We start from the raw sequence: 19,801 nt of genomic DNA on the forward strand, positions 1-19,801 counted from the left end.
CTCGTACGGGGCTTTTGTGTCTTTGGTTACGTCAGATACAGGTGGGTTGTATGAGTGTTAGTTCTGAGAGCCAGGGCGGAAGCAAGGATACCCTGCTTTGGGGCCTGGTTTTCATTATCCTGGCGGCCGCTGTAGTGGGTAATTACCTGCTCAACGATGTTGTCGCTGCCGTCCGCGCCCTGGGTGTGGTCGTTGTCATTGCTGCTGCCGGTGCAGTAGCCCTGCAAACCACCAAGGGAAAGGCAACACTGGCATTTGCCCGTGAGTCTCGCCTGGAAGTACGCAAGGTCGTATGGCCGACCCGTCAGGAAGCCATTCAGACAACCCTGATTGTGCTGGCGGTGACTGCCGTGATGGGGCTGCTGCTGTTCGTTCTGGACGGTGCCCTGGTCTGGTTGGTCAACCTGATTACCGGTGTGTAAGGATAAGCCATGACTGAACAACGTGAACAGCGTATGAGATGGTATGTCGTGCAGGCGTTTTCCGGCTATGAAGGCCGTGTCGCCAAATCCCTGCGTGAACATATCAAGATGCATGGCATGGAAGACATGTTCGGTGAAGTGCTGGTCCCGACCGAAGAAGTGGTCGAGATGCGTGCTGGCCAGAAGCGCAAGAGTGAGCGCAAGTTTTTCCCGGGCTACGTCCTGGTGCAGATGATCATGGATGAAACCACATGGCACCTGGTACGCAACGTACCGCGCGTCATGGGCTTCATCGGTGGCACCTCTGATCGTCCTGCTCCTATCTCCGATAAGGAAGCGGATGCCATCCTCAATCGTCTGCAAGATGCCCACGACAAGCCGCGTCCGAAAACCCTGTTTGAACCGGGTGAGATGGTGCGGGTTGCCGATGGTCCGTTCGCCGATTTTAACGGTACCGTTGAAGAGGTGGACTACGAAAAGAGCCGCGTGAAGGTCTCCGTACTGATCTTCGGCCGTTCTACTCCGGTCGAGCTGGATTTTGGTCAAGTCGAAAAAGGCTGATTAAACTCTGTTCGTTAACGGTTGTCAGGGGCAGCGAATGTCATTATAATTCGCTGCCCCTTTATTAGTTGGGGAGCCGTTTGCAGGAGCATGTCTCCGAGGCGTTAGAACCCATTTCTGAGGTATTTTTGTAATGGCTAAGAAAGTCACAGCTTATATCAAGCTGCAAGTTAAGGCTGGCAGTGCTAACCCCAGCCCTCCCGTTGGTCCTGCTCTGGGTCAGCACGGTGTTAACATCATGGAATTCTGTAAAGCGTTCAACGCTCGTACAGAGAAGCTGGAAAAAGGTTCTCCGACTCCGGTCGTGATCACCGTTTACAGCGACCGTTCCTTCACCTTCGAAACCAAGACTCCGCCCGCTTCCTTCCTGCTGAAGAAAGCCGCTGGTATCCAGTCTGGTTCTGCCAAGCCGAACAAAGACAAGGTTGGTAAGGTGACTGTTGCCCAGCTGCAAGAAATCGCCAAGACCAAAGAGCCGGATATGACCGGTGCCGATCTGGATGCAAAAGTACGTTGCATCGCCGGCTCCGCTCGTTCCATGGGCCTGGTAGTGGAGGAGTAAGACAATGGCTAAACTGTCCAAGCGTATGCGCGTTATTCGCGAAAAAGTTGACGGTACCAAAGAGTACTCCATCAACGAAGCCATTGCCCTGCTGAAAGAACTGGCTACCGCCAAGTTCGTTGAAAGCGTTGACGTTGCCGTTAACCTGGGTATCGATGCTCGTAAATCTGACCAGAACGTACGTGGTGCTACTGTACTGCCGCACGGTACCGGTCGTGATGTACGCGTAGCCGTGTTCACCCAAGGTGCCAACGCCGAAGCTGCCAAAGCTGCCGGTGCTGAGCTGGTTGGCATGGATGACCTGGCCGATCTGGTCAAGAAAGGCGAGATGAACTTCGACGTCGTGATCGCATCCCCGGATGCCATGCGCGTTGTTGGTCAACTGGGTCAAATCTTGGGCCCGCGCGGCCTGATGCCGAACCCGAAAGTTGGTACTGTAACCCCGAACGTAGCCGAAGCCGTCAAGAACGCCAAGGCTGGTCAGGTTCGTTACCGTAACGACAAGAACGGTATCATTCACACTACCCTGGGCAAAGTTTCCTTCAACGAAGTTCAGTTGAAAGAGAACTTGGAAGCTCTGCTGGTTGCCTTGAAAAAGGCCAAGCCGTCCTCCGCCAAGGGTCAGTACATCAAGAAGGTAAGCATCTCCACCACTATGGGTGCCGGTGTTGCCGTAGACCAAGCTACTCTGGAAGCTCAGGCCTAATTGATGGATTTTACAAGGCGCAAAATTTAATCTATAATTTTGCGCCTTGATTGGTTGGGGGCTTCGACCTCCGTCCAAGACCGCAGGAGGCCGCTAGGCCTTAATACTTCCTGCGTAGACGGTGCCGGAAACCCAGCGAGAAAGATTCTTTCTCTTCTGGAATCCTGCTACCGCATCGTTCCCCTCTGTTGTAAAGGTAGGGGGGATGTGTCAGTACTGGGTCAATTGACCCGGATTCAATCCAGGAGTTAAGCCAATGGCATTGGGACTCGAAGACAAAAAGGCAATTGTTGCTGAAGTCAACGAAGCTGCCAAAGGCGCTCTTTCTGCAGTGATTGCCGATTCTCGCGGCGTGACTGTAGACAAGATGACCGTCCTGCGTAAAACCGCTCGTGAAGCTGGTGTGTACATGCGCGTTGTGCGTAACACCCTGCTGCGTCGCGCGGTAGAAGGTACCGAATACGAGTGCCTGAACGACGCATTTACCGGTCCTACCTTGATTGCTTTCTCTAACGAACACCCGGGCGCTGCCGCTCGTCTGTTCAAAGAGTTTGCCAAAGCGAACCAAAAGTTCGAAATCAAGGCTGGCGCTTTTAACGGTGAGTTTATCGCCGCAGCACAAATTGATCGTCTGGCCACGCTGCCGACTTACGAAGAAGCAATTGCGAAGCTGATGGCTACCATGAAGGAAGCCTCTGCTGGCAAGCTGGTTCGTACTATCGCTGCTGTTCGCGACCAGAAACAAGCTGCTGCTTGATTCTCGCCTATCTAGGCTGTTTGAGTTTATTCAACATCAGGAATTTTTGTCATGTCTATCACTAAAGACCAAATCATCGAAGCCGTTGCTTCCATGTCCGTAATGGAAGTTGTTGAGCTGATCGAAGCTATGGAAGAGAAGTTCGGTGTTTCTGCCGCTGCTGCCGTAATGGCCGGCCCGGCTGCTGCTGAAGCAGTAGAAGAGAAGACCGAGTTCGACGTAGTTCTGACTGCTGCTGGCGCCAACAAAGTTGCCGTTATCAAAGCCGTTCGTGGCGCTACCGGTCTGGGCCTGAAAGAAGCCAAAGATCTGGTAGAAGCTGCCCCGGCTAACCTGAAGGAAGGCGTGTCCAAGGACGAAGCTGAAGCTCTGAAGAAAGAGCTGGAAGCTGCCGGTGCTTCTGTTGAGATCAAATAATCTGCATTTATGTAGATTAGCCTGATAAAACAGGCTAGGGCTGGTGAATTTTTGTTCACCAGCCTTTTTGCGCTGTAGACTGAGAGCATTTCACACCGTTTACGACTCTCGGTGCACCAGCAATCCGGACTGTTTTCTTTCGTCCGGGCCAACACAAAACGGTGTTGAGACAGAGCTGTCCCGTGGGACAGAGTGGGTCACTTATCAGCGAGCTGAGGAACCCTATGGTTTACTCTTATACCGAAAAAAAACGCATTCGTAAGGACTTCGGTAAGCGAGACCAGGTACTGGACACGCCTTATCTGTTGTCCATTCAGCTGGACTCCTTCAAGCAGTTCATCGAGGCTGACCCGGAAGGTGAATATGGCCTAGAGGCCGCTTTCCGTAGCGTTTTCCCGATCACCAGTTACTCCGGTAGTGCTGAGCTTCAGTATGTCAGCTATCGCCTGGGTGAGCCGGTATTTGACGTAAAAGAATGCCAGATCCGTGGAGTGACCTACTCCGCGCCGCTGCGTGTCAAGCTTCGTATGGTTCTGTACGACCGTGAAGCAGCTGCCGGCACCGTCAAAGACATCAAGGAACAAGAAGTATACATGGGCGAAATTCCGCTCATGACCGAGAACGGCACCTTTGTCATCAATGGTACCGAGCGGGTAATCGTCTCCCAGCTGCACCGCAGCCCGGGCGTCTTCTTCGACCACGATAAAGGCAAAACACATTCATCCGGTAAGGTGCTGTATAACGCGCGCGTTATTCCCTACCGTGGCTCCTGGCTGGACTTCGAGTTCGATGCGAAAGACAACCTGTTTGTCCGTATCGACCGTCGTCGCAAACTGCCGGCATCCATTATTCTGCGTGCCCTGGATTTCAGTTCCGAACAGATTCTGGCCACCTTCTTCGAGACCATCGGTTTCGAAGTCAAAGATGGCAAGCTGATGATGGATCTGGTGCCGGAGCGCCTGCGTGGTGAAACTGCGACCTTTGACATCGTGGCCAATGGCGCCGTGGTGGTTGAGACCGGTCGTCGAGTGACTGCGCGTCACATCCGTCAGTTGGAAAAAGATTCCGTTACCCAGATTGAGGTACCGGTTGAGTATGTTGTTGGCAAAGTTGCTGCCAAGGACTACGCACATCCGCAAACTGGCGAGATGGTAGTGACTGCCAACCAGGCGCTGAGCCTGGAAGCGGTAGCCAACCTCTCCCAAGCCGGCTTCAAGCATTTCGAGGTTCTGTTCACCAACGAACTGGACCACGGTGCCTACATGTCCGAGACCCTGCGTATCGACTCCAGCTCCAGCCGCCTGGAAGCCCTGGTCGAGATCTATCGCATGATGCGTCCGGGTGAGCCGCCGACTCGCGAAGCCGCAGAGCAGCTGTTCGAGAACCTGTTCTTCTCTTCCGAGCGTTACGACCTGTCTACCGTAGGTCGGATGAAGTTCAACCGCCGTCTGGCTCGTGAAGACGAGACCGGCGTGGGCACCCTGACCAAAGACGATATTGTCGATGTGATGAAGCGCCTGATCGACATCCGTAACGGTAACGACGAAGTGGACGATATCGACCACCTGGGCAACCGTCGTATCCGTTCTGTCGGTGAAATGGCCGAGAACCAGTTCCGTGTCGGTCTGGTGCGTGTCGAGCGTGCGGTCAAGGAGCGTCTCTCCCTGGGCGACCTGGATACCCTGATGCCGCAGGATCTGATCAACGCCAAGCCGATCTCCGCCGCAGTCAAAGAGTTCTTTGGTTCCAGCCAGCTGTCCCAGTTCATGGACCAGAACAACCCGCTGTCCGAAGTAACCCACAAGCGCCGTATCTCCGCGCTGGGCCCGGGCGGTTTGACTCGTGAGCGTGCCGGCTTTGAAGTTCGAGACGTACACCCGACCCACTACGGTCGTCTGTGCCCCATCGAGACTCCTGAAGGTCCGAACATCGGTCTGATCAACTCCTTGTCCGTGTACTCTCGTACCAACGAGTACGGTTTCCTCGAGACCCCGTACCGCAAGGTCATTGACGGTGTGATCACCGACGAAGTGGACTATCTGTCTGCTATTGAAGAAGGCAAGTACGTGATCGCACAGGCTAACGCCGCGACCACCGAAGATGGCCGTCTGAAAGATGAATTGATCCCGTGCCGTCACAAAGGTGAATCCACCTTTATGAACGCCGACCAGATCCAGTATATGGACGTGAGCCCGCAACAGATCGTCTCTGTGGCAGCGGCCCTGATCCCGTTCCTGGAACACGATGACGCGAACCGCGCATTGATGGGTTCAAACATGCAACGTCAGGCTGTACCGACTCTGCGCGCCGACAAGCCGCTGGTTGGTACCGGTATGGAACGCGCAGTGGCCGTTGACTCCGGTGTTACCGTAGTGGCCAAGCGTGGCGGCATGATCGACTACGTCGATGCCTCCCGTATCGTTATCAAGGTCAACGAAGATGAGCTGCTGCCTGGCGAAGCCGGCATCGACATCTACAGCCTGACCAAATACACCCGTTCCAACCAGAACACCTGTATCAACCAGCGTCCGTGCGTGATGTTGGGCGAGCCGGTAATGGCGGGCGACGTACTGGCTGACGGCCCGTCCACCGATCTGGGTGAACTGGCGCTGGGTCAGAACCTGCGCGTCGCGTTCATGCCGTGGAACGGTTACAACTTCGAAGACTCGATCCTGGTGAACGAGCGTGTTGTTCAGGAAGACCGCCTGACCACCATTCATATCCAGGAACTGGCCTGTATCTCCCGTGACACCAAGCTGGGTCCGGAAGAGATCACTGCCGACATTCCGAACGTGGGTGAAGCCGCTCTGTCCAAGCTGGACGAGTCCGGTATCGTCTACGTGGGTGCCGAAGTGAAGGGCGGCGACATTCTGGTCGGCAAGGTGACCCCGAAAGGTGAAACCCAGCTGACTCCGGAAGAGAAGCTGCTGCGCGCCATCTTCGGTGAGAAGGCGTCCGACGTGAAGGACTCTTCCCTGCGTGTGCCGAACGGTGTGTACGGTACCGTGGTTGACGTGCAGGTCTTTACCCGCGATGGCGTGGAAAAAGACAAGCGCGCCAAAGAAATCGAAGAGATGCAGCTGAAGGAAGCGAAGAAGGACTTGACCGAAGAGTTCAAGATCCTGGAAGACGGCATTTTCGGCCGCTCCCGCAACCTGCTGCTGGCCGCCGGTTACAGCGAAGACCGTCTGAACAAGCTCGATCGCTCCAAGTGGTTTGAACTGGCCATCGAAGATGAAGCCAAGCAAATCGAGCTGGAACAGATCGCTGAACAGCACGTTGAGCTGAAGGCCGAGTTCGACAAGAAATTCGAGAACAAGCGTCGCAAGATCATCCAGGGTGATGACCTGGCGCCGGGCGTACTGAAGATCGTCAAGGTCTATCTGGCCGTCAAGCGTCGCATCCAGCCGGGTGACAAGATGGCGGGTCGTCACGGTAACAAGGGTGTTATCTCCAAGATCTGTCCGGTCGAGGATATGCCCCATGACGAGTACGGCCGCCCGGTCGACATCGTTCTGAACCCGTTGGGCGTACCGTCCCGTATGAACATCGGTCAGATCCTCGAAGTGCACCTGGGCCTCGCGGCCAAGGGTATCGGCGAGAAGATCGACCGCATGGTCAAGGAACAGCGCGAACTGCACGAGATGCGTGACTTCCTGCAACAGGTCTATGACCTGGGCGAGAAAGACACCCAGCAAGTGAACGTGGCCGAGCTGTCCGACGACGACGTACGTACCCTGGTCGGTAACCTGCGCAAGGGTCTGCCGGTGGCAACGCCGGTATTTGATGGCGCCAAAGAGCGTGAAATCAAGGCCCTGCTGAAGCTGGCCGACCTGCCGGAATCCGGTCAGATCGCCCTGTTCGACGGTCGTACCGGTAACGCCTTCGAGCGTAAGGTCACCGTGGGTTACATGTACATGCTGAAGCTGAACCACCTGGTAGACGACAAGATGCACGCGCGTTCTACCGGCTCCTACAGCCTGGTTACCCAGCAGCCGCTGGGTGGTAAGGCGCAGTTCGGTGGTCAGCGTTTCGGTGAGATGGAAGTGTGGGCCCTGGAGGCTTACGGTGCGGCATATACCCTGCAGGAGATGCTGACCGTCAAGTCTGACGATGTGAATGGCCGTACCAAGATGTACAAGAACATCGTGGATGGCGACCACCGTATGGAGCCGGGCATGCCCGAATCCTTCAACGTATTGCTGAAGGAAATCCGCTCTCTGGGTATCAACATCGAGCTGGACGAAGAGTAAGAGCTCGCTCTTATTGTTCGAGAATTGACGTGGGCGCCCCGAGAGGGGCGCCGAGGTTAGACTCCTGACAGGGGAAACACGTGAAAGACTTACTCAAGTTTTTGAAGGCTCAGACCAAGACCGAAGAGTTTGACAGTATCAAGATCGGTCTGGCCTCTCCTGACATGATCCGCTCCTGGTCATTCGGTGAGGTCAAAAAGCCTGAGACCATCAACTACCGGACTTTCAAGCCGGAGCGTGATGGTCTGTTCTGCGCCCGTATCTTCGGACCGGTGAAGGACTACGAGTGTCTGTGCGGCAAGTACAAGCGCCTGAAACACCGTGGTGTGATCTGTGAGAAGTGCGGCGTAGAAGTGACCCAGACCAAGGTCCGTCGTGAGCGCATGGGCCACATCGAGCTGGCCAGCCCGACTGCCCACATCTGGTTCCTGAAGTCCCTGCCGTCCCGTATCGGCCTGCTGCTGGACATGACCCTGCGTGACATCGAGCGCGTGCTGTATTTCGAATCCTATGTAGTGATCGAACCCGGCATGACCAACCTCGAGCGCAGCCAGATGCTGTCCGAAGAGCAGTACCTGGACGCACTGGAAGAGTGGGGCGACGAATTCGACGCCAAGATGGGTGCCGAAGCAATCCTGGCATTGCTGCGCGCCATCGATCTGGAAGGCGAAGTGCGCACCATGCGCGAAGAGCTGGATCAGACCAACTCCGAGACCAAACGCAAGAAGACCACCAAGCGTCTGAAGCTGATGGAAGCCTTCCTGCAGTCCGGCAACAAGCCGGAGTGGATGATCATGACAGTGCTGCCTGTGCTGCCGCCGGACCTGCGTCCCCTGGTACCGCTGGACGGCGGCCGTTTCGCGACCTCCGATCTGAACGATCTGTACCGTCGCGTGATCAACCGTAACAACCGTCTGAAGCGTCTGCTGGATCTGGCTGCACCGGACATCATCGTGCGCAACGAAAAGCGCATGCTGCAAGAGTCCGTGGATGCCCTGCTGGACAACGGTCGTCGTGGCCGTGCCATTACCGGCTCCAACAAGCGCCCGCTGAAATCCCTGGCCGACATGATCAAGGGTAAGCAAGGTCGTTTCCGTCAGAACCTGCTCGGTAAGCGTGTCGACTACTCCGGTCGTTCCGTTATCACCGTAGGTCCGACCCTGCGCCTGCATCAGTGCGGTCTGCCGAAGAAGATGGCGCTGGAACTGTTCAAGCCCTTCATCTATGGCAAGCTGGAAACCCGCGGCCTGGCGACCACCATCAAGGCCGCCAAGAAGATGGTTGAGCGCGAAGAAGCTGTCGTCTGGGACATCCTGGACGAAGTGATCCGCGAACACCCGGTCCTGCTGAACCGTGCACCGACTCTGCACCGTCTGGGTATCCAGGCGTTCGAGCCGACCCTGATCGAAGGCAAGGCCATCCAGCTGCACCCGCTCGTCTGTGCCGCCTATAACGCGGACTTCGACGGTGACCAGATGGCGGTCCACGTACCGCTGACCCTGGAAGCCCAGCTGGAAGCGCGCGCCCTGATGATGTCCACCAACAACATCCTGTCGCCTGCCTCCGGTGAGCCGATCATCGTTCCGTCTCAGGACGTGGTCTTGGGTCTGTACTACATGACCCGTGCCCGTATCGCCGCCAAGGGCGAAGGTATGGTGCTGTCCGGTCCGAAAGAGGCCGAGAAGGTCTACCGTGCCGGCCTGGCCGACCTGCATGCGCGCGTCAAGTGCCGCATCACCGAGTACGTGAAGAACGAAGCCGGTGAACTGGTTGCCAAGACCGAGATGAAGAACACCACCGTTGGTCGTGCGATCCTGAGCCTGATCCTGCCGAAAGGCATGGAATACGCCCTGATCGACGAGCCGAAGGTGCTGACTGCCGCCGAACAGGCTGATCTGGATGCCAACCCGCAGAACTGGATCAAGTGCGTCTCCAACAAGGCGCTGGGCAAGAAGCTGATCTCTCGTCTGCTGAACACCTGCTATCGCAAGCAGGGCCTGAAGGACACCGTTATCTTCGCTGACCAGCTGATGTATACCGGTTTCCACTATGCGGCCCTGTCCGGTGCGTCCGTTGGTATCGATGACATGGTCATCCCGGATGCCAAGAAGGACATCATCGCTTCTGCCGAAGCCGAAGTTGCCGAGATCCAGGACCAGTTCCTGTCCGGTCTGGTGACCGCGGGCGAACGTTACAACAAGGTTATCGATATCTGGGCCAGCGCCAACGAGCGTGTATCCAAGGCCATGATGGAGAACTTGTCCAAAGAGCGTAACGTCAACTCGCTGGGTGAAGAAGAAGAGCAGGCCTCGTTCAACAGCATCTTCATGATGGCCGACTCCGGTGCGCGGGGTTCCGCAGCCCAGATTCGTCAGCTGGCCGGTATGCGTGGCCTGATGGCCAAGCCGGATGGCTCCATCATCGAGACGCCGATCGTTGCGAACTTCCGCGAAGGTCTGAACGTACTGCAGTACTTCATCTCCACTCACGGTGCTCGTAAGGGTCTGGCGGATACCGCACTGAAGACTGCGAACTCCGGTTACCTGACTCGTCGTCTGGTAGACGTGGCACAGGACATGGTGATCACCGAGGACGATTGCGGCACTACCGAAGGTCTGTGGATGACTCCGCTGATCGAGGGTGGCGACGTGGTCGAGCCGCTGCGTGAGCGCGTGCTGGGCCGTGTGGTTGCCGATGACGTGATCAAGCCGGGTACCGAAGATGAAGTGCTGGTAGCACGCAACACCCTGCTCGACGAGCAGCTGTGTGACCTGCTGGAGCGCAACTCCGTCGACCGCGTGAAGGTACGTTCTGCCATCACCTGTGAGACCGACTTCGGTAACTGTGCTCACTGCTACGGCCGTGATCTGGCCCGTGGTCACCTGGTTAACAAGGGTGAGGCTGTCGGTGTTATCGCCGCCCAGTCCATCGGTGAACCGGGTACCCAGCTGACGATGCGTACCTTCCACATCGGTGGTGCCGCATCCCGTGCCGCTGCCGAGAGCAGCATCCAGGTCAAGAATACCGGTAGCATCAAGCTGCAGAACGCCAAGTTCGTTCACAACAGCGACGACAAACTGGTTATCACCTCTCGTTCTACCGAACTGACCATCATGGACGAGATGGGCCGTACCAAGGAAAGCCACAAGCTGCCTTACGGTGCCGTGCTGGAAGTGAAGGATGGCCAGGCCGTGAGCGCCGGTGAAACCGTCGCCAACTGGGATCCGCACACTCACCCGATCATCACCGAAGTGGCGGGTCGCCTGCACTTCGAACACATGATCGACGGCGTGACCATTACTCGTCAGACCGACGAGCTGACCGGTCTCTCCTCCATCGTCGTGCTGGACGTCAACGAACGCCCGAGCGCCGGTAAAGAGATGCGTCCGACCGTGAAACTGGTCGACCTGAACGGCAAGGATGTGATGATCCCGGGTACCGATGTAGCCGCCCAGTACTTCCTGCCGGGCAAGGCGATCGTGAACCTGGAAGATGGTGCCAACGTGGGCGTGGGTGACGCGGTAGCGCGTATCCCGCAAGAGTCCGGCGGTACCAAGGACATCACCGGTGGTCTGCCGCGCGTTGCGGATCTGTTCGAAGCACGTCAACCGAAAGAGCCGGCCATCCTGGCCGAGATCTCCGGTACCATCTCCTTCGGGAAAGAGACCAAGGGCAAACGCCGTCTGGTCATCACCCCGACCGATGGTGGCGACGTCTACGAGGAGATGATTCCGAAGTGGCGTAACCTGAACGTGTTCGAAGGTGAAAAAGTTGAGAAGGGTGAAGTGCTGGCGGACGGTCCTGAGTCTGCTCACGACATCCTGCGTCTGCGCGGTATCAGCCCGGTCGCCAACTACATCGCCAACGAAGTGCAGGACGTTTACCGTCTGCAAGGCGTTAAGATCAACGACAAGCACATCGAAGTCATCGTTCGTCAGATGCTGCGCAAGTGCGAGATCCTGACTGCTGGCGACACCGACCTGATCGAAGGCGAACAGGTTGAAGTGGCTCGCGTGAAGATTGCCAACCGTAAGCTGGTTGCTGAGGGCAAGACCCCGGCCACCTACCGTCACATCCTGATGGGTATTACCAAGGCATCTCTGAGCACCGAGTCCTTCATCTCCGCGGCTTCCTTCCAGGAAACCACCCGCGTTCTGACCGAAGCTGCCGTTGGCGGCAAGCGCGACGAACTGCGTGGCCTGAAAGAGAACGTGATCGTGGGTCGTCTGATCCCGGCTGGTACCGGCTTTGCCTACCACCACAGCCGGATCAACCAGCGTGCCGCAGCCGCTCGTGCCGTTGCCGCACCGCAGGTGACTGCCGATGAAGCTCAGCAAAACCTGGCGGATCTGCTCAACGCAGCCGGCAGCTTTGACGAAGAGTAATCTTTTGCTGCAGTGATTGAAAAAGGGCCCCTTTATGGGGCCCTTTTTATTGGCTGTTTTCTCGGCAAAGCCTGATGCCACGCGGATATTCGGATGATCCAGAGCAAGGTTGCGGAGTAAAAAATCAAAAAAAGTTGACATTGAACCCTCGCAACTGAAAACTCGGGAAAGTTGAATGGGTATTACAGGGGTAGAACATGACTGTCGGTATCGAGGAAGTGATGCTTCCCGAAGAGCAACTGATCGGTCGCACTTTTACAGACGAAGACAGGGAATTGTTGCGCTCATACGATGGGCTTATCGACGGCTTGGCTGAGCTGTTCGGCAAGCACTGTGAAGTGGTGCTCCACTCCCTGGAAAATCTGCACGAGTCCGTGATCAAGATTGCCAACGGGTTCAATACGGGACGTAATGAGGGGGCCCCCATTACCGATCTGGCGCTGCGTATGCTCAAGGACATAGAGAATACCGGCCAGGATTACACCCAGAGCTATTTTGCTCGCAGCCGCACCGGTGCCCTGATGAAGTCGAGTACCATCGCCATCAGGAACAGCGACAAGCAGGTGATCGGCCTTATCTGCATCAACCTGCACATCAATGCGCCTTTTCACGAGTTTGTCGCCGAATTCTTCCCGACGCCGCAACAAGTCGAGCGTCAGTCGCCGGAGACCTTTGCCAACAGTGTGGAAGAGCTGGTTGCCCAGACGGTGGACAATACCATCGACGAAATCAACCGCGATCCGACCGTTGCCAACAATGCCAAAAACAGGTTTATCGTGACCCAGTTGTTCGAGAAGGGCATATTTGATATCAAGGACTCGATCAACCTGGTCGCCGACAAACTGAATATTTCCAAACACACCGTTTATCTGTACATCCGACAGCGCAAGCAGGGTGAAGACGAAAACGAATAAGCGCCATAGAAGGGGATAGACAAGAATGGCTAAAGAAGTTATTGCAACCGACAAGGCTCCTGCCGCAATTGGTCCATATGTTCAGGCCACCAAACTGGGCGAGCTGGTCTTCACCTCAGGGCAGATCCCGCTCGATCCGGCCACCATGGAGATCGTGGCTGGCGGCATCGAGGCTCAGGCCGAGCAGGTGATGAAGAACCTGGTTGCAGTATTGAAGGCAGCGGGTGCCGACACCAGCAAGGTGCTGAAGACCACCTGTTTCCTCAGCGACATGAACAACTTTGTTGCCTTCAACCAGGTTTATGCCCGTTACTTCGGTGAATCGGCCCCGGCCCGCTCCTGCGTGGAAGTGGCGCGCCTGCCCAAGGACGTGCTGGTTGAAGTCGAAGCCATCGCTTACGTCTGATCCAAGGCGGTACGAAGAGCCCCTCCCAGGAGGGGCTTTTTCGTATTTGGCGTAGAATGGGCTGATACATGCGCAGGAGTCCGGATATGAGTCTCAATTTCGCCTTGCTGGTGACGGGGCCGGCCTATGGTACCCAGTCGGCCAGTACGGCCTATCGCTTTGCCCTGAGTGTCATCGAACAGGGTCATCGACTGTCTCACCTGTTTTTCTATCAGGATGGGGTCTGCAACGGCAATGGTCTGCATGCTCCCGCCTCCGATGAGAGCAACCTAGTCGCTCTGTGGCGCGAGCTCGCCATCCAGCAGGGAATCCGTATCGACGTGTGCGTGGCGGCGGCCATGCGTCGTGGTGTACTGGATGAGCAGGAAGCCAAGGGGATGGGCAGAGCGCAGTTCAATCTGGAAGCGCCCTTTTGCCTGAGCGGGTTGGGCCAGCTGGCGGAAGCCAGCCTGACCGCCGATCGCTTTGTCCAGTTCTAGGGGGGAAGCATGCACAAGATAGCGTTCATTTGCCGGCGCGGGCCTCATGGTACTGCGGCTGGCCGGGAAGGTCTCGACGCCCTGCTGGCCACGTCTGCCATGACGGAGTCGCTGGCGCTGTTTCTCATCGAGGACGGCGTGCTGCAATTGCTCAAGGACCAGCAGCCGCAGACCATCTTGCAGCGTCATTATGCGCCGACCTTCAAGATGCTCGAGCTGTACGACATCGAAGAGGTCTATGTGTGTACCGACTCGCTGGCGGAACGGGGGCTGACCCCCGAGGATCTGCTGATCCCGGTGACCGGTCTCTCCCGATCCGACATTCGTCGCCAATGGGGCGACTGCAGCACCCACATCTGTTTTTGAGGTAGTCATGATACAGCTAATATTGACGTCTCCCTTCCAGAGCCGGGAGCTGGAGCAGGCACTGGCCTATCGCCAGCCGGACGATGTGTTGGTGTTGATGCAGGACGCCGTCGTCGCGGCAACGGCCCCGTTGTGGATCGAGCGGCTGACAGGCGTGCCGCTCTACGTGATGCGGGAGGACCTGCAGGCGAGGGGGTTGCAGTCACGGATCGGGATGGATCTGGAGATGGCCGACCTGGTCGCGCTGATCGCCGAAAAAGGCTCACCGCAGACCTGGGGTGGCTAGAAACTGTTTTTATAAAATAATTTCAGTGACTTACCGTTCCTTTACACACATTCTGCCGTGCCTTTCCCGACACGGATTGTATAAATCTTGACTCCCTTGACAACAGGGCATAAAATTTCGCGTCCCCGTATCTGCGGGGAGGATTTTTCACATGTTTATGAAGTCATTATCAGGAGCCTTTTGATGGCAACTATTAACCAGTTGGTTCGCAAGCCACGCATCAAGCTCGTTGTAAAAAGCAACGTGCCGGCGCTGGAAGCGTGCCCTCAGAAGCGTGGCGTGTGCACTCGTGTATACACCACCACCCCGAAGAAGCCTAACTCTGCACTGCGTAAAGTGTGCCGTGTACGTCTGACCAACGGCTTCGAAGTCACCTCCTACATCGGCGGTGAAGGTCATAACCTGCAAGAGCACTCTGTTGTTCTGATCCGTGGCGGTCGTGTAAAAGACTTGCCAGGTGTTCGTTACCACACCGTTCGTGGTGCGTTGGACTGTGCCGGTGTTAAAGACCGTAAGCAGGCTCGCTCCAAGTACGGCGTGAAGCGTCCGAAAGCTTAATGGTTCTCCGTTAAGTAAGGCCAAACGTTAATTCGTTTCTAGTTAGATAACTTTCTAGTTTTGGGTAACCCCTGAAGTTACGGAGAATTTGAAATGCCAAGACGTCGTGTTGTTGGTCAGCGTAAAATCCTGCCGGATCCCAAGTTCGGATCAGAGCTGCTGGCTAAATTCGTCAACGTAGTAATGGTTGACGGTAAGAAATCTGTTTCCGAAGCCATCGTATATGGCGCGCTGGACATCATTGCCACCAAGACTGGCAAAGAGCACCTGGCCGTATTCGAAGAAGCCCTGGACAACATTCGTCCGGCCGTCGAGGTTAAATCTCGTCGTGTCGGTGGTGCAACCTATCAGGTACCGGTAGAAGTTCGTCCGGTTCGTCGCAATGCCCTGGCAATGCGCTGGTTGGTTGATGCCGCTCGTAAACGTGGTGAAAAATCAATGGCTCAGCGTTTGGCTGGCGAGCTGCTGGATGCCGCTGACAATAAGGGTTCGTCTGTCAAGAAACGTGAAGACGTTCACCGTATGGCTGAAGCGAACAAGGCCTTCGCTCACTTCCGCTGGTAATCCGCTTGCGCAGGGTCTTTTGGCTCTGCGCACCTTCAATTATCTGGGGACAAGTGCCCTAGTAAGAGGATGACAATGGCTCGTACAACCCCCATTGAGCGTTATCGTAATATCGGTATCTCCGCTCACATCGACGCCGGTAAGACTACTACTACCGAGCGCGTTCTGTTTTACACCGGTGTAAGTCACAAGATCGGTGAAGTTCACGATGGCGCTGCCACCATGGACTGGATGGAACAGGAACAAGAGCGTGGTATCACCATCACCTCCGCCGCGACCACCGCTTTCTGGTCCGGTATGGGTAAACAGTTCCAACCGCACCGTATCAACATCATCGATACCCCGGGCCACGTTGACTTTACTATCGAAGTAGAGCGCTCCATGCGTGTTCTGGATGGCGCCGTGATGGTGTACTGTGCCGTAGGTGGCGTACAGCCCCAGTCTGAGACCGTATGGCGTCAGGCTAACAAGTACAAGGTTCCCCGTATCGCGTTCGTCAACAAGATGGACCGTACCGGTGCCAACTTCCTGCGCTGCGTTGAGCACATCAAGACCCGTCTGAAAGGTAACCCGGTTCCGCTGCAACTGAACATCGGTTCAGAAGAGAACTTCAAGGGCGTTATCGATCTGGTCAAGATGAAAGCCATCAACTGGAGCGAAGCTGACCAGGGCGTTTCCTTCGATTACGAAGACGTGCCGGCCGAGCTGCTGGAACAGGCGCAAGAAATGCGCATGAACCTGGTTGAAGCCGCTGCTGAAGCGTCTGAAGACCTGATGGAAAAATACCTGGGTGGTGAAGAACTGACCGAGGAAGAGATCAAGAAAGCTCTTCGTCAGCGCGTTCTGAACAACGAAATCATCCTGGTTACCTGTGGCTCCGCGTTCAAGAACAAGGGCGTACAGGCCATGCTGGATGCCGTGATCGAGTATCTGCCGGCGCCGACCGACGTTGCTGCGATCGACGGTCTGAAGCTGGATGGCGAGACCAAAGACGAGCGTCACGCTTCCGATGACGAGCCGTTCTCTGCTCTGGCGTTCAAGATTGCTACCGACCCGTTCGTGGGCAACCTGACCTTCTTCCGCGTTTACTCCGGTGTGGTTAACTCCGGTGACTCCGTGCTGAACTCCGTTAAAGAGAAGCGCGAGCGTTTTGGCCGTATCGTTCAGATGCACGCCAACAAGCGTGAAGAGATCAAAGAAGTTCGCGCAGGCGACATCGCTGCTGCCATCGGCCTGAAGGACGTCACCACCGGTGATACCCTGTGTGACGAGAACGCACCGATCATCCTGGAGCGTATGGAATTCCCGGAGCCGGTAATCTCCATCGCCGTTGAGCCGAAATCCAAGGCCGACCAGGAGAAGATGGGTCTGGCTCTGGGCCGTCTGGCTCAGGAAGATCCGTCCTTCCGCGTATGGACCGACGAAGAGTCTGGTCAAACCATCATCGCCGGTATGGGTGAGCTGCACCTGGACATCATCGTTGACCGTATGCGTCGCGAGTTCAAAGTAGAAGCGAACGTAGGTAAGCCGCAGGTTGCCTACCGTGAAACCATTCGTAACACCGTCAAGGATATCGAAGGTAAGCACGCCAAGCAGTCCGGTGGTCGTGGTCAGTACGGTCACGTCGTTATCGACATGTACCCGCTGGAAGAAGGCAAAGCCTACGAGTTCGTCAATGACATCAAGGGTGGCGTCATTCCGGGCGAATTCATCCCGGGTGTTGACAAGGGTATCCGCGAGCAGCTGAAGTCCGGCCCGCTGGCAGGTTATCCGGTAATGGATCTGGGCGTGCGTCTGCACTTCGGTTCTTACCACGATGTCGACTCTTCCGAACTGGCGTTCAAGATCGCTGCTTCTCTGGCGTTCAAGGCTGGCTTCATGAAGGCCAACCCGGTACTGCTCGAGCCGATCATGAAGGTCGAAGTCGAGACTCCGGAAGACTACATGGGCGACGTTATCGGTGACCTGAACCGTCGTCGCGGCCTGATCGAAGGCATGGAAGATGGCCCGTCCGGCAAGATCGTACGTGCTCTGGTGCCGCTGGCCGAAATGTTCGGTTACGCCACCTCCCTGCGTTCTGCTACCCAGGGTCGTGCTTCCTACGCCATGGAATTCGCCAAGTATCACGATGCTCCGACTAACGTCGCCCAGGCCGTGATCGAAGAGCGCAAATCCAAGTAATTTAAGATTCCCCGCCTACGACGGTAGGCGGGTTTAACCTAGAAGGACTACGTCGTGTCTAAAGAAAAATTTGAGCGTAATAAACCGCACGTAAACGTCGGCACCATCGGCCACGTTGACCACGGTAAAACCACCCTGACCGCCGCCATCACCAACGTGCTGGCCAAGCACTTCGGTGGTAAAGCTTTCGCCTTCGACCAGATCGACAAGGCGCCGGAAGAGCGTGAGCGTGGTATCACCATCAACACCTCCCACGTAGAATACGACACCGCTACCCGTCACTACGCCCACGTAGACTGCCCGGGTCACGCCGACTACGTTAAAAACATGATCACCGGTGCTGCCCAGATGGACGGCGCGATCCTGGTAGTAGCAGCGACTGACGGCCCGATGCCGCAGACTCGTGAGCACATCCTGCTGGGTCGTCAGGTAGGCGTTCCGTACATCATCGTGTTCATGAACAAGTGCGACATGGTAGATGACGAAGAGCTGCTGGAACTGGTCGAGATGGAAGTTCGCGAACTGCTGTCCGAGTACGACTTCCCGGGTGATGACCTGCCGGTGGTACGTGGTTCCGCACTGAAAGCGCTGGAAGGCGAAGCTCAGTGGGAAGAGAAGATCCTGGAACTGGCTGGCCACCTGGACACCTACATTCCGGAGCCGGAGCGCGCAATTGACCAGCCGTTCCTGATGCCGATCGAAGACGTATTCTCCATCGCAGGCCGTGGTACCGTAGTAACTGGTCGTGTAGAGCGCGGTATCGTTAAAGTTGGTGAAGAAGTGGAAATCGTTGGTATCAAAGATACCACCAAGACCACCTGTACCGGCGTTGAAATGTTCCGCAAACTGCTGGACGAAGGTCGTGCAGGTGAGAACGTTGGCGCGCTGCTGCGTGGCGTGAAGCGTGAAGACGTAGAGCGTGGTCAGGTACTGGCCAAGCCGGGCACCATCAAGCCGCACACCAAGTTCGAATCTGAAGTGTACGTACTGTCCAAAGAAGAAGGTGGTCGTCACACCCCGTTCTTCAAAGGCTACCGTCCGCAGTTCTACTTCCGTACTACCGACGTGACCGGTACCATCGAACTGCCGGAAGGCGTAGAGATGGTCATGCCGGGCGACAACATCAAGATGGTTGTTACCCTGATTGCGCCGATCGCGATGGACGACGGCCTGCGTTTCGCCATCCGTGAAGGTGGCCGTACCGTAGGTGCTGGTGTTGTAGCTAAAGTTATCGCTTAATCGATACTTTATATGCACACATGAAAGGGGTGGCTTCGGCCACCCCTTTTATTTTTGGGGCTTTAAATGGCCTGTGAGATACTTTTGCGAAATTATTGATAGAGGTAGCTGCTGTGAGTAAACCCGCCATTTTTCTGGATCGCGATGGTGTCATCAACAAGGACACGGGTTATGTCAGCCAGGTTGATGACTTCCATTTTCTGCCCGGGGTGATTGAGGCCATGCAATTGCTGAAGAAAAAAGGCTATTTGCTGGTCGTGGTGACCAACCAATCCGGCATCGCCCGTGGTTACTTCACTGAAGATGACTTCATGAACCTGACCGAGTGGATGGATTGGTCCCTGGCCGATCGCGATGTGGATCTCGATGGTATCTACTTCTGCCCCCATCACCCGGACCACGGTGCCCCCTGCGACTGCCGGAAACCCGAACCGGGTATGCTGTTGCTTGCCCAGCGGGAGCTCAGTATCGACATGAGCCGCTCTTATATGGTGGGTGACAAACCTTCGGACCTGAAAGCCGCCATCAATGCCAAGGTCGGTCACAAGGTCATGGTCAGAACAGGCAAGCCGATTACTGATGCGGGGATTGAGCTGGCCGATGCCATCTACGACAACCTGCATGATTTTGCCGTTGCAGCACCTGTCGCAGGCTGATTTCGCTGGATTAAGATGCTTTTTGGTGGCTTTGTGAGCGGTTGAACGATGAAAGCCATCTTTTTGCAATTATCCTCTTGCCAGAACGA

18 protein-coding genes are annotated in these 19,801 nt (G+C 56.1%); all 18 read left to right on the forward strand.

Annotated features, from left to right (window positions below):
* Positions 1-50: 50 nt before the first annotated feature.
* The 18 genes from secE (at position 51) to gmhB (ending at position 19,712) form a co-directional block, all read left to right on the forward strand.
* On the forward strand, positions 51-422 hold the full coding sequence (gene secE, locus I6L38_RS20840; RefSeq protein WP_005306322.1) for a preprotein translocase subunit SecE: 372 nt from the start codon (positions 51-53) through the stop codon (positions 420-422).
* Positions 423-431: 9 nt separating this feature from the next.
* Positions 432-983 (forward strand): transcription termination/antitermination protein NusG, encoded by a 552-nt coding sequence (nusG, locus tag I6L38_RS20845; RefSeq protein ID WP_005306318.1) that lies wholly within the window; start codon positions 432-434, stop codon positions 981-983.
* 133 nt (positions 984-1,116) lie between these two features.
* Positions 1,117-1,545, forward strand: a complete 429-nt coding sequence (gene rplK, locus I6L38_RS20850) for a 50S ribosomal protein L11 (RefSeq protein WP_005306313.1) — start codon at positions 1,117-1,119, stop codon at positions 1,543-1,545.
* Positions 1,546-1,549: 4 nt separating this feature from the next.
* Positions 1,550-2,251: a 50S ribosomal protein L1 gene (gene rplA / locus I6L38_RS20855; protein WP_005306309.1), complete on the forward strand. Its 702-nt coding sequence runs from the start codon at positions 1,550-1,552 to the stop codon at positions 2,249-2,251.
* A 256-nt stretch (positions 2,252-2,507) separates the two neighbouring features.
* Positions 2,508-3,008: a 50S ribosomal protein L10 gene (gene rplJ, locus I6L38_RS20860; protein WP_005306307.1), complete on the forward strand. Its 501-nt coding sequence runs from the start codon at positions 2,508-2,510 to the stop codon at positions 3,006-3,008.
* 51 nt (positions 3,009-3,059) lie between these two features.
* The gene (rplL, locus tag I6L38_RS20865) at positions 3,060-3,425 is read left to right on the forward strand and encodes a 50S ribosomal protein L7/L12 (RefSeq protein ID WP_005306304.1); all 366 of its coding nucleotides are present in this window, start codon (positions 3,060-3,062) and stop codon (positions 3,423-3,425) included.
* A 224-nt stretch (positions 3,426-3,649) separates the two neighbouring features.
* Complete coding sequence (gene rpoB / locus I6L38_RS20870; protein WP_010635847.1) at positions 3,650-7,678, forward strand: DNA-directed RNA polymerase subunit beta; 4,029 nt, start codon at positions 3,650-3,652, stop codon at positions 7,676-7,678.
* A gap of 80 nt (positions 7,679-7,758) precedes the next feature.
* Positions 7,759-12,063 (forward strand): DNA-directed RNA polymerase subunit beta', encoded by a 4,305-nt coding sequence (gene rpoC, locus I6L38_RS20875; protein WP_005306298.1) that lies wholly within the window; start codon positions 7,759-7,761, stop codon positions 12,061-12,063.
* A 197-nt stretch (positions 12,064-12,260) separates the two neighbouring features.
* Positions 12,261-12,977, forward strand: coding sequence for a transcriptional regulator (locus I6L38_RS20880; RefSeq protein ID WP_005306294.1), 717 nt, complete (start codon positions 12,261-12,263; stop codon positions 12,975-12,977).
* Positions 12,978-13,002: 25 nt separating this feature from the next.
* Positions 13,003-13,383 carry a RidA family protein gene (locus tag I6L38_RS20885; RefSeq protein WP_005306289.1) on the forward strand — a complete coding sequence of 127 codons (381 nt, stop codon included), beginning with the start codon at positions 13,003-13,005 and terminating at the stop codon, positions 13,381-13,383.
* Positions 13,384-13,469: 86 nt separating this feature from the next.
* Positions 13,470-13,862, forward strand: a complete 393-nt coding sequence (tusD, locus tag I6L38_RS20890; RefSeq protein WP_017765117.1) for a sulfurtransferase complex subunit TusD — start codon at positions 13,470-13,472, stop codon at positions 13,860-13,862.
* A 9-nt stretch (positions 13,863-13,871) separates the two neighbouring features.
* Complete coding sequence (gene tusC, locus I6L38_RS20895; protein WP_139399502.1) at positions 13,872-14,228, forward strand: sulfurtransferase complex subunit TusC; 357 nt, start codon at positions 13,872-13,874, stop codon at positions 14,226-14,228.
* Positions 14,229-14,235: 7 nt separating this feature from the next.
* Positions 14,236-14,514: a sulfurtransferase complex subunit TusB gene (gene tusB / locus I6L38_RS20900; protein ID WP_017765119.1), complete on the forward strand. Its 279-nt coding sequence runs from the start codon at positions 14,236-14,238 to the stop codon at positions 14,512-14,514.
* Positions 14,515-14,697: 183 nt separating this feature from the next.
* Positions 14,698-15,072: a 30S ribosomal protein S12 gene (rpsL, locus tag I6L38_RS20905; RefSeq protein ID WP_005306278.1), complete on the forward strand. Its 375-nt coding sequence runs from the start codon at positions 14,698-14,700 to the stop codon at positions 15,070-15,072.
* Positions 15,073-15,165: 93 nt separating this feature from the next.
* Positions 15,166-15,636 (forward strand): 30S ribosomal protein S7, encoded by a 471-nt coding sequence (gene rpsG, locus I6L38_RS20910; RefSeq protein ID WP_005306266.1) that lies wholly within the window; start codon positions 15,166-15,168, stop codon positions 15,634-15,636.
* A 75-nt stretch (positions 15,637-15,711) separates the two neighbouring features.
* Complete coding sequence (fusA, locus tag I6L38_RS20915; RefSeq protein WP_005306261.1) at positions 15,712-17,817, forward strand: elongation factor G; 2,106 nt, start codon at positions 15,712-15,714, stop codon at positions 17,815-17,817.
* Positions 17,818-17,871: 54 nt separating this feature from the next.
* Complete coding sequence (gene tuf, locus I6L38_RS20920) at positions 17,872-19,056, forward strand: elongation factor Tu (protein WP_005306325.1); 1,185 nt, start codon at positions 17,872-17,874, stop codon at positions 19,054-19,056.
* A gap of 113 nt (positions 19,057-19,169) precedes the next feature.
* On the forward strand, positions 19,170-19,712 hold the full coding sequence (gene gmhB / locus I6L38_RS20925; protein WP_026141499.1) for a D-glycero-beta-D-manno-heptose 1,7-bisphosphate 7-phosphatase: 543 nt from the start codon (positions 19,170-19,172) through the stop codon (positions 19,710-19,712).
* Positions 19,713-19,801 lie beyond the last annotated feature (89 nt).

This window comes from Aeromonas sp. FDAARGOS 1408 (genome assembly GCF_019048665.1).
Lineage (GTDB): Bacteria > Pseudomonadota > Gammaproteobacteria > Enterobacterales > Aeromonadaceae > Aeromonas > Aeromonas dhakensis.